This window comes from Clostridium sp., from assembly GCF_051278035.1.
Lineage (GTDB): Bacteria > Bacillota > Clostridia > Clostridiales > Clostridiaceae > Clostridium_AD.
The window spans coordinates 1-10,171 of the sequence record NZ_JBNMNU010000156.1 but is presented as its reverse complement, the minus strand read 5'-3'; the positions used below and the strand labels follow the sequence as shown (position 1 = coordinate 10,171).

Annotated in this window: 11 protein-coding genes and 1 pseudogene; 3 read left to right on the top strand and 9 right to left on the bottom strand. The window is 32.3% G+C overall.

Annotated elements, in window-relative coordinates; translation table 11 throughout:
- Together ACJAX4_RS18705 and ACJAX4_RS18700 are read right to left on the bottom strand one after the other, a co-directional pair.
- The coding region (locus ACJAX4_RS18705; RefSeq protein ID WP_435790950.1) for a GNAT family N-acetyltransferase at window positions 1-293 on the bottom strand (293 nt) is incomplete at its 3' end.
- On the bottom strand, window positions 277-453 hold the full coding sequence (locus tag ACJAX4_RS18700) for a hypothetical protein (RefSeq protein WP_435790949.1): 177 nt from the start codon (window positions 451-453) through the stop codon (window positions 277-279). The genes ACJAX4_RS18705 and ACJAX4_RS18700, both read right to left, overlap by 17 nt.
- Window positions 454-960: 507 nt before the next feature.
- Here ACJAX4_RS18700 and ACJAX4_RS18695 point away from each other — a divergent pair.
- Window positions 961-2,802 carry a sensor domain-containing diguanylate cyclase gene (locus ACJAX4_RS18695; RefSeq protein WP_435790948.1) on the top strand — a complete coding sequence of 614 codons (1,842 nt, stop codon included), beginning with the start codon at window positions 961-963 and terminating at the stop codon, window positions 2,800-2,802.
- Between the two features lie 132 nt (window positions 2,803-2,934).
- Here the strand turns inward: ACJAX4_RS18695 and ACJAX4_RS18690 are convergent, their stop codons facing one another.
- The 4 genes and pseudogenes from ACJAX4_RS18690 to ACJAX4_RS18675 form a co-directional block, all read right to left on the bottom strand.
- The gene (locus ACJAX4_RS18690; protein WP_435790947.1) at window positions 2,935-3,666 is read right to left on the bottom strand and encodes a hypothetical protein; all 732 of its coding nucleotides are present in this window, start codon (window positions 3,664-3,666) and stop codon (window positions 2,935-2,937) included.
- A gap of 307 nt (window positions 3,667-3,973) precedes the next feature.
- A pseudogene (locus ACJAX4_RS18685) lies at window positions 3,974-4,132 on the bottom strand (M24 family metallopeptidase); the annotation flags it as partial.
- A gap of 88 nt (window positions 4,133-4,220) precedes the next feature.
- Window positions 4,221-5,528: a DUF6198 family protein gene (locus ACJAX4_RS18680; RefSeq protein ID WP_435790946.1), complete on the bottom strand. Its 1,308-nt coding sequence runs from the start codon at window positions 5,526-5,528 to the stop codon at window positions 4,221-4,223.
- Window positions 5,529-5,537: 9 nt separating this feature from the next.
- A complete protein-coding gene (locus tag ACJAX4_RS18675; RefSeq protein WP_435790945.1) occupies window positions 5,538-5,987 on the bottom strand; it encodes a MarR family winged helix-turn-helix transcriptional regulator in 450 nt (149 codons plus the stop codon).
- A 259-nt stretch (window positions 5,988-6,246) separates the two neighbouring features.
- On the opposite strand from ACJAX4_RS18675, the gene ACJAX4_RS18670 reads away from it, so the two are divergent.
- Together ACJAX4_RS18670 and ACJAX4_RS18665 are read left to right on the top strand one after the other, a co-directional pair.
- Complete coding sequence (locus ACJAX4_RS18670; RefSeq protein ID WP_435790944.1) at window positions 6,247-6,990, top strand: NADPH-dependent oxidoreductase; 744 nt, start codon at window positions 6,247-6,249, stop codon at window positions 6,988-6,990.
- A gap of 206 nt (window positions 6,991-7,196) precedes the next feature.
- On the top strand, window positions 7,197-9,245 hold the full coding sequence (locus tag ACJAX4_RS18665; protein ID WP_435790943.1) for a methyl-accepting chemotaxis protein: 2,049 nt from the start codon (window positions 7,197-7,199) through the stop codon (window positions 9,243-9,245).
- Window positions 9,246-9,327: 82 nt separating this feature from the next.
- Here ACJAX4_RS18665 and ACJAX4_RS18660 read toward each other — a convergent pair whose 3' ends face one another.
- The 3 genes from ACJAX4_RS18660 to ACJAX4_RS18650 all read right to left on the bottom strand — a co-directional run bounded on the left by ACJAX4_RS18660 (window position 9,328) and on the right by ACJAX4_RS18650 (window position 10,129).
- Window positions 9,328-9,648 carry a cupin domain-containing protein gene (locus ACJAX4_RS18660; protein ID WP_435790942.1) on the bottom strand — a complete coding sequence of 107 codons (321 nt, stop codon included), beginning with the start codon at window positions 9,646-9,648 and terminating at the stop codon, window positions 9,328-9,330.
- 65 nt (window positions 9,649-9,713) lie between these two features.
- On the bottom strand, window positions 9,714-9,878 hold the full coding sequence (rd, locus tag ACJAX4_RS18655) for a rubredoxin (RefSeq protein WP_435790941.1): 165 nt from the start codon (window positions 9,876-9,878) through the stop codon (window positions 9,714-9,716).
- Between the two features lie 104 nt (window positions 9,879-9,982).
- Window positions 9,983-10,129, bottom strand: a complete 147-nt coding sequence (locus ACJAX4_RS18650) for a hypothetical protein (protein ID WP_435790940.1) — start codon at window positions 10,127-10,129, stop codon at window positions 9,983-9,985.
- Window positions 10,130-10,171: the final 42 nt, after the last annotated feature.

Genomic DNA, 10,171 nt, shown 5'->3' with positions numbered 1-10,171 from the left:
CCAACCATACAACACTCAGCTGGACCACGTTCTATTTTAAATAAAGAAATATCTCCAATTAACTTTTCTGTATCTTTTATAAATATTCCAAAAGAATATTTTTCACCATTCTCTCGCTGTTTTAAACAATTACTCAAAGATTCACGTTGCCATTCTATGGTATAATAATTATCCTCCCGAAGTATGGAATACTCTTGAAAAAAATCTCTGTTTCGAATATTCAAGTCACACAATGCTTCTGCATCTAATTCATCTGAAAATCTGATAAAAATTTCCTTACCTACAATCTTCATAATGATATTCACCTTCCTTTTTTTTTAAACTAAAATTATATTTCTCTCTAACTCTATTAAAATAATCTTTAATATATTCTTTTGAAATAATTTTGTCGCTTCCTTGTTCTGGCCTTAATACATATCTAGTTTTTACCCATGGCATTTCACTATGAGACATTTTTCCCAATTTCTACATTGTTAAATTCTAATACCATTATCGCCTTGTTCTTTATTATAACAAAACTATTTAGTAAATCACTCTTTGAACAATTAATTCTTTCCTTTTCATCATATCCTCCTCAACCTCCAGAAAAATGTCCCTAGTAATGAACCTAATTCACCACCGCAAAAGTAGAACGTCATATATGCCTCATTAAAATATAGCTTATTAAACCATGGAAAGCTTTTAAGCTACAGTATATATAAATCTATTAAGACACTAAACTAAAAATTATTTAAAAGAGTTGGAATATTCCGAAGAGGATGGTAATATATAATTAATATTCTAATGCTTTGTAATATTCTAATTCTTTGTAATATCATTAACTAAGTTAGGATTTATTCCCACAAAATATGTTCCAAATGGATATTGCTCGAATGACTTTAATAAATGCGACAACCCGCCCTCAGTGAAGCCGTTTTACTTCACTGATGGGGCTAGATTAAAATAAGTAGGGATAAACTTATGAATAAGAAATTATTATTAATTGTTACTTTTATATTAGTACTAATCCCTCAGATCATGGGGGTAGTATTTTCCAATAAATCAACGAATCCTAAGCCACCTAAACCTGTTGATGGCTTTTTGGATTTGAGTAATTGGTCCTTCGAGGATAACGGAATCATAAGATTAGATGGACAGTGGTCCTTTTACTTTAATCAATTCATAACCCACCAAGACTTTGAGAAAGGCGTTGATGTTCTGCCAACTCCAATTGCTGTACCTAGCACCAGAAAAAACATGGAATTGTCCAAGCCAATTGCTGAAAACAAATTCTATGGTACCATGAGGCTAGTGGTTAAACTACCTGATAAAACCAAGGCTTATGGACTAAGGACTGACATTGTATTGACATCATTTAAGCTCTTTATTGATGGGAAGCTAGCTGGTGAAGTAGGGGAAATCGGGACCACTGAAAAGAATAGTGTTCCTTTTTATAAACTACTAAGCACATATTTTAATCCACAAAGTAATGAAGTAGAATTGATATATAATACCTCAGATTTTCATGCAGGAGATTGCTCGATTGTAGCACCTAGACTTGGTTTGGCAAATCAAATTTCCAAAGAAGGTCAAATGGGCTTAGGAAGGGATCTCTTTCTTTTTGGCATGTTACTCATTATGGGAATTTATCATCTAGGGATTTATATCATGAGGCGTAAAGATTGGGCGCCACTTTATTTTAGTATTTTTTGCCTACTGTTTGCACTTAGAATGTTAATGGTAGGGGAACGTTTTCTACCAAGTATTTTTGGCATTGATTTTTTTATTTATGGGCGCACGGCTTATTTTTGTGTATTTGTTGGATTTGCGGCTTTGTGTGGATTCTTATACTATGCCTTAAAAGGGTTATTTGCTAAATGGTTTATTAAAGTTAGTGTTTCCCTGGGAGTAATATTTGGTCTTTTAGTTTTGTTAGTGCCGTATAGTATTTTTGATAAATTATTGATTATTTACGCTATATTTGGGTTTGCTTTGATAACCTATGCTATTGTTCGGTTGTTGGTCGGTGTGTTGAAATGTTATCCATTTGCAAGCATTGTTTTGCTTGGGTTTGCTTGTTTGGCGGTGACTTTTGTAAATGATCTTATTTATCAAGTGACACTTGCTAATAAGACCTCGCTTATTCCACTAGGTGTTGCAATATTTACATTTACCCAGGCATACACCTTATCTGCAAAGTTTTCCAATGCTTTAACAAGAGCTGAGCAGCTATCACTGGATAAGCAGTCTATTTTGTCAGAACTTAAGCATGTTAATATCAATCTTGAGTCAATTGTTGATGAACGGACTGCAGATTTGCAGAATGCTCTTGAGGAAATGGAGATTATGTCAAAAACAGATTACCTTACAAAGCTTCCGAACCGACGTCTCATGCTTGAAAAAACAGATCAATTGATCGAACAAAATAAAGACTTTTTCATTGCGTTGGTAGATATTGATCATTTCAAAGACGTTAATGACACCTATGGACACGAACGTGGAGATGAAGTTCTAAAAAAAATATCGACAGTGATGAATTCAGCTGTAGGTAATGATGGTATTGTGGGACGATGGGGTGGCGAGGAATTCTTAATTGTATTAATGAATGGTCAGCCGGAAACTATCCTTAAAAAGGCAAATGCAATAAGTCAGGCAGTAGCAGATTGTAGATATGAAGGAATAGATAAAAATATTACGATTACTATAGGTTTGTGCCGATACTCAGAGCAGTATTCCATGAAGGGTACTATCGCTAATGCGGACAAGGCCCTCTATCAAGGCAAAATCAATGGAAGAAATCAATGCAAATTTTTTAGGTCATAGAAAATAACTACCGTTAAAATATAACGCCCATATTGTTAATTTCTCATAAGTAAAAAGTAGTTAAAAATCAACTACTTTTTTTGTGTATGCTACCCATATTTGAATAATCTTAAATTCCTCTCAAATAGATTGCTAACTAATTATTTTGTCATTAAAAGGTACATTTTTCATAGCAAGATTAAATAAGAACGGATACTCCTTTTGAATATAATCCATGTATACTAACCATTCTTCTGAGAGATATTTATACACTCTTATAGCATCTGCTCTTAGGTGAATCATATCAGCCTCACTTAATGTTTTATTCCTATTTCTAAATTTTATTTCGTGATACAAATGAGTAATTGATTGTATTAAGTCTGTAAATGTATCATGCTCTGTTAAATAAGGATTTTCTAAGAATTTAATAAAAACAGCTTTATTTGTTTGTAGAAGTTCATAGATGTTATAAATATCTTCTATTCCTAGTTCGATGTTATCCTTATGATTGTCAATAGCTTTTTTTAAACTATTAAAATCATTATCAAAGACTTCACCTATCTCTGATATTAAACAGCCTATTTCACAGCAATTTTTATCCTTTGAAGCCAGTTTGCACAAAAGCTCATTTCCCACCTCTTCAAAAAATATTTCAATTAAGATGTTAATCTTCTGACTCTTTTTTCTATTGTCTCTTTTCTCCAGTATTCGATCAATAATTACAAATGTAACTAACACTTCAATTGGAATAAATGCTAGGTCTTCAGTCATAAATACTACTATATGGTGAAGGTCTTTAAAAATAATAAAGTTAATGAAGTATAATAAAAACGAAACTGCTAAGAATAATATGCTAAGTTTTAAAGTTCGTCTATCTTTTTTCATATAAATTGTCCTCCCCGTTTTGTGATAGTAAAAATAGTAGTGTTCATTTAAATAGTTTAAGTGGTCCTACATTAATATTTTGTCACTATTTTTATAAACATATCCCCATTATAACACCTACCTATACAGTATGCCAAAGTAAAAGAGCATAGATTATTTATAAATCCATGCCCTAACTTTATTTATCATAAATTCCTTTACGCCATTCTATACCTACTACAAAATGAAATTTTTAATTATCTTTGCACCCTTCCTGAAGCGTCTCCATTCATAAGAGTTTCTACTGCTTCTTTTACTGTCAAACATTATCCTCATGAATATCTAGTCCAACCCCATGTCCTCCAAAATCCCTAGCTACCGAGTATCCATTACTTCCTGCATATTCTTGTATAGCAGCGCCTATGTCACCTAAAAAGCTCCAAGGTTTCACTATTATCTTTATACATACACATACCCTTAACACTATCTTTCCCTATCCACAAATATACAGTGTATATACTTTCATACCCTGCATTATTTTCATTTTTATAATATTCCGTACGAGTATAAGTGATTTAGTTTTCATATGAAGCCTCTTTTTCTTTAATGGCTTCTTCGATTAATTCAGTGGTTTTTTCTAATCCAAATACCGCACTATTAACTGTCAAATCATAGTTCTTAACACGTCCCCATTTACGTTCTGCATAGATTTGATAATAGGTTTCTCTTGCCCTATCAGTTTTGTGTAGCGTTTCTTCGACATTTTTCTCTGATATTCCATATTCATATTGAATACGCTTCATTCTACTTGCTTTATCTGCATGAATAAACACATGGAAGCTGCCTGGAAAATCAGCTAAAATGGAATCAGAACAATGTTCCATAATCACGCAAGATTCGGTATTGGCAAGCTTCATAATAGCTCTCTTTTCTGATTCATAGATAGCATTTAGAGGATCTTTCTCCTTTTTAGAAAAGGCATATTCTTGAGATAATAACTGATTCAATAACAAATTTGGAACAAATTGGTCGTTTTCCTCAATAAGTTTTTCGGAAAGGCCTGTTTCTTCGGCAGCTGTTTTTAATACTTGCGTGTCGTAGAAAGAAATACCTAAATCGGCTGATATTTTTTTACCAATATCAAGCGCTCCACTACCATATTCACGACTAATTGTCACTACTAGTGGGTGATTTTTTTGAGCAACTGTTAAAGCTTCACTCGTATTCAAAGTTGTCGATTTACCTTTAAATACAGCATCCATAAAACTCAACCTTTTGTTTATTAAACGAACAAGGGTTCCAACTAATAAAGATGCTAAAACCGTTCCCTCTCTTATTCCATTTAGTCGATGAAAAAGAATAAACGAAAAAATCAAACCACAAATTACACGTGTAACATCGAAAGCTACTTTTAATTTTCCGAATTCCTTCTTCGTAACTTTTGAGATGGCACTAACGACTCCTTCACCAGCCATCATGACAACATCAGCAGTCACTTCCATACTGACTCCAAGAGCAAGAATTAAACAACTAAGTACAAATAATCCTACTTGAGCAGGATAATTCGTCACATTTATCCATGAAAACAATCCCATAGTAAAATCGGTAAAATAGGCAAATATAAAAGCTATCACAACTTGAAGTAGCTGAATCGACTTGAATTTTTTTCTTAATAATAAAATTTGAAAAATAATAAATAATAAGTTCATTAAAAAGGTAAATTGACCAATCGTCATAGACAATCCCAAACTTAACACATATGGTACAGATGAAATAGGAGAAGTTCCTAAATTAGATCGAGTCGATAACGCAACCCCCACCGCCATCAGGAATAAACCTAAAACAAAAAATAAATAACGTTTCACTACCTCGCGAATTGACATTCTAGAGTATCACTCCCCTTCACTTTTTTCATTGTTCTGTTTAGAATCAGATAAATTATCAGACATCTTTGTCAGTAGACGAAATGTCTCTACCTGTTCCTCCATTGTAAATCCTTCAAAGGCTTTCTTTTTCACTTCATCAAAAATTTTCATGACTTTTTGGGTCACTATTTCTCCTTCCGTTGTTAAAAAAACATGCCAAGAACGTCGATTTCCATTTAACTGTTTTCGCTCAATTAGATTAATCTTCTCCATTCTGGTTAATAAATTAGTAACCGTGGCTGGCTCGATCTCACAAGCTTTAGCAATTTCTTTTTGCTCACAACCATTGTTATATTCTAGAAACTCCAAAATTTTTGGTTGACCCGGTGACAATCCTAAGGTACATGTTTGTTGCAAGATTTTTTTGTTACAAAGGGTGTGGCAAATCCGTACTATGTAATGCAACTCATGTTTCATGTTTATTCCCTCCTTTTGATTAGAATTATAATAATTAGAAAGCTAACTATTTCATTGTACACGTAGATGAAAAGTGAGTCAATCTTTCTCATCTTTCTGCTATTACCTTTAACTTACATAAATTCATCCATAAATAGTCGCTCTAGTAAAAGCTTGCTTTTAAAAATCATTAGGAGTATAATTTTGTTAATGATTATTGTTATCGTTTAACAGTAATGATTAATAACGTAAATTAAACTATACTAAGGGGATGTATAAAATGAATGAAACCATAAAATTAATTCAAGATCATAGATCTATAAGATCTTATTTAGATAAAGATATACCGGAGGAGGTTTTAGACCAAATTCTGAAATCTGCACAAGCCATGCCAAATTCTATAAATGGCCAGCAAACTTCTATTATTGTAGTGAGAGACAAAGAAAAGAAAAAGAAATTGGCCCATTTAGCTGGAGACCAAAAATGGATTGAAGATTCTTCAGTATTTTTAATTTTTGTCATGGATTTCTACAAAACAAGTTTAGCTGGTGAAAAAACAGGTAATTCACAGGTGATTCACGAAAGCATGGAAGGAACTCTTGCTGGAACCTTTGATGCAGGAATAGCTATGGGAGGTACTATAATAGCTGCTGAATCTTTAGGGATAGGAATTGTTCCTATTGGAGGAATTAGAAAAAGTCCTGATGAAATAATTGAATTATTAGAATTACCAAAGTACACTTACCCTGTTGCAGGACTTGCCTTAGGTTATCCTTCTGATAACTCGAGGCAAAAACCAAGAATGGCTTTTGAAACTTTTAAACATAAAGAAAAATATAATACTGAAATATTAAAGCCTGCCATTGATAAATACGACACAGAAATGGAAGCTTATTTAAAAGAAATTGGTAGAGATGCTCAAGAAGGAAATTGGAGTCTACTAACTTCAAATATATATAAATTTGTTTACTTTCCAAAAGTATATGGTTCAATAAAGGATCAAGGATTTACAAACGATAAATAAAACATAGGTAGAAGCATTCATGCTTCTACCTATGTTTTATTTTCCATGTAAAAAGGTCTTTAACCATATCATTTATACCTTTACGAAGGTTATATCGTATATTCTTGCATTGTTTTGCATATTCTACTTTTTGTTTTGTTTTACTCTTTAGTTTTCCAAATTTAGTACGATGATAGAAATGACATAATATTTAGGAGGCAAATTAAATGAAAATTAAAACTATCCACAAAAAACTTGTTACAACCTTTTTATTAATAATCATAGTCCCTATGTGTACTACTGCTATTATTTCAAATGTAATCCTATATAATAGTCTTAAAGAATCTTATATTAGCTCCTTAGAAAAATCTGTAAAAGGTGTAAGCAATGTTATCGATGAAAATTATAATGCTTATGAAGTGGCGTTAGCTCAGCTAACAGAAAACTCCATAGCAAAAGATGCATTATCAAATCCAAAAGGAGATTTAGTAGAAAAAGAACTTAGCGGAATAATTAAAAGTAATCCCAAAATATTAAATGTTTATGTTGCAACTAAAAACAAAAGCATGCATATATCTCCTAAAACAAGTCTTCCAGAAGGTTATGATCCAACAGTGAGATCCTGGTATAAAGATACAATTGCCAATAATGAAGTACTTTGGCAGGATGCCTATAAGGATATAGCAACTGGAAAGATGGTAGTAACAGCTACAAAAACTATATTAGACGACTCAGGAAAACCAATAGGGGTTGCTGGTATAGACATTGACATAACTAATATCGCTCAGCTATTTAACGATACTAAGATTGAAAAAACCGGTGAAATAGTACTGTTAGATAGAACCGGCGTAGTATTAGCCACTAAAAACAAAGATTTATTAGAAAAAAACCTAAATCCTGATAGAGTAAATACTAACCCTGATACAAAAGACGAAAAGATAGATAATGCTTTTGATAATAAAAGTGAAGTATCATGGATGAAACCAATAATGGATGAAAAAGACTATTCTATCCAAACAAAGTTTCTTGGTACAAATAAATTTATTTATTCCTTAAGCAACGAAAAGTCTGGTTGGAAGCTAATTGGAATGCTGGATACCAGTGAGGTATATTCTAAAATTCTTTCTTTGGCTCTAATACTGTCAGCCTTATTCTTTGTATTTATTGTAGCTGCTTTAATTGTAGGCTTACGTGTTTCTAAAAACATAACAGGTCCAATTAATCAATTGAAAGAAGCCATGGAAAAAGGAGAAGCTGGTGATTTGACTGTATTAACAAATATAAATAGTTCTGATGAACTTGGAGAATTAGGAAAAAGATTTTCTAATATGCTTGCTAGCTTTAAAAACCTAGTTTTATCAATTAAAGGCTCCTCAGTTAATGTATTAAAATTTTCTGAAAACCTTACAGGGCAAGCAGATGAAGTTACTTCTTCTTCTGAAGAAATATCTAGAGTCATAGATGAAATTTCAAGAGGTGTTCAACAACAGGCTTCTGAAACAGACAAAGCCTCTGAAATCGCAACTGAATTTAGTAATAACTTATCCAAAATCAGAGAATATAGTGGCGAAATAAATATAGAAAGCCAAGAGATGGAAACTAGCAGCGAAAAGACAATGCATGCATTTAAAGAACTCAAAACAAAAAATGAAAGCACTATAAATGGAGTTTCACAGATTGCTGAAAGTATTGGAGTTTTAGTAAAGGAGACTGAAGATATTGGTCAAATATTAAGTACAATACTAAATATTTCCACTCAAACTAACCTATTAGCCTTAAATGCTGCTATAGAAGCTGCAAGGGCAGGAGAATCTGGAAAAGGCTTTGCTGTAGTTGCTGAAGAGGTTAGAAAGCTTGCCGAACAGTCTGGTTCCTCTGCTGAAAATATAAGAGATATAGTTACTAGAGTTATAGATACTACTAAAACTACAGCAGTAAATATGGATAATATTAAATTAAATGTAGAAGATCAAAGTTCAGCCGTTTCTCTTACAGAGAACAGCTTTGTGAAGTTAAACGTATCTATTGGAAGTATAATAGAAAAAATTGTATCAATGAGTGAAAGCATAGAAGTAATGTCAACAAACAGCGATCTACTTACTTCTAATATACACAATATTTCTGCTGTGTCTGAGCAGTCAGCAGCTGCCGCCGAAGAAGTTAATGCTAGTGCAGCTAACCAATTAAATGACATACAAAATGTAAAAACACAAGCAAATGAACTTTATAATTTAGCTCAGACTTTGGATATACTTATAGAAAAATTTAAGGTTTAACAATATAGAGCAGATTTGAAATTTAAACCCCCACATCACGTAAGTGATGTGGGGGTTTTTTTATATCTGTGAATATGGCTGATTATTTGATATTTGGTGTTTTAACATTTAAAACACTAAATGTTTCACCTTGGTCTGCCCATAGTGCCATGTTTGTATTAGGCGCACAAACAATAATATCAGTTGCGTTAACTACAGCTTTTTCTTCTCCAATTTGTATTGTTCCTTTACCAGAAACAACATAAAAAAATACATCAACAGGAACTTTATGCTGGGGAACTTCATCTCCAGGCTGTAAATTCAAATTCATAACTCTTGTATTATCATGGCTTATAAGTTGTTTAGCTACAACGCCTCTCATGTTTTTCTTGCCTTCTATTTCATTCATTCTAATAATATTCATTATATTTTCTCCTTCATATTTTATTATTGATGTTAATAATTATTACTCTATAGTTGTAATAAATTTTACTCTTCTACTTTTTCAAAATCTGATTTTGGTACTCCACATAACGGGCAGACCCAATCTTCATCAATCTCATGGAATTTTGTTCCAGGAGACACCCCACCATCACTATCACCTTCTGCTGGATCATAAATATAACCACATACTATACAAACATACTTTTCCATAATAAGCCTCCCTAAAATACAATTAGATTTTTCATTTAATTACTTGTTAGTAACATTCTATCCCTTTAGACCTATTTAAAATGTGATTTAAATCAAATAAAACACTATATTAATTTCTTACTATAGGCGCTTAGTTGCCTTTCGGTTTCTTCCATTTGTCTATCCACAATACTTGCCTTTTCTATGTGGCCTATTATACTTTCAGATGTTATTTTTAATATTCCATCAACATCTACTATTTCTTTACTCATGTTTTCAATATGACACTTTTGCTCAGTTAAAATTTACATTAC

Bases quoted from the DNA above. Each gene is read 5' to 3' on its own strand.
- ACJAX4_RS18650 (WP_435790940.1), bottom strand. From the start codon at position 10,129: ATGAGTAAAGAAATAGTAGATGTTGATGGAATATTAAAAATAACATCT.
- ACJAX4_RS18660 (WP_435790942.1), bottom strand. From the start codon at position 9,648: ATGAATATTATTAGAATGAATGAAATAGAAGGCAAGAAAAACATGAGA.
- ACJAX4_RS18700 (WP_435790949.1), bottom strand. From the start codon at position 453: ATGTCTCATAGTGAAATGCCATGGGTAAAAACTAGATATGTATTAAGG.
- rd (WP_435790941.1), bottom strand. From the start codon at position 9,878: ATGGAAAAGTATGTTTGTATAGTATGTGGTTATATTTATGATCCAGCA.
- ACJAX4_RS18680 (WP_435790946.1), bottom strand. From the start codon at position 5,528: ATGTCAATTCGCGAGGTAGTGAAACGTTATTTATTTTTTGTTTTAGGT.
- ACJAX4_RS18665 (WP_435790943.1), top strand. From the start codon at position 7,197: ATGAAAATTAAAACTATCCACAAAAAACTTGTTACAACCTTTTTATTA.
- ACJAX4_RS18690 (WP_435790947.1), bottom strand. From the start codon at position 3,666: ATGAAAAAAGATAGACGAACTTTAAAACTTAGCATATTATTCTTAGCA.
- ACJAX4_RS18675 (WP_435790945.1), bottom strand. From the start codon at position 5,987: ATGAAACATGAGTTGCATTACATAGTACGGATTTGCCACACCCTTTGT.
- ACJAX4_RS18670 (WP_435790944.1), top strand. From the start codon at position 6,247: ATGAATGAAACCATAAAATTAATTCAAGATCATAGATCTATAAGATCT.
- ACJAX4_RS18695 (WP_435790948.1), top strand. From the start codon at position 961: ATGAATAAGAAATTATTATTAATTGTTACTTTTATATTAGTACTAATC.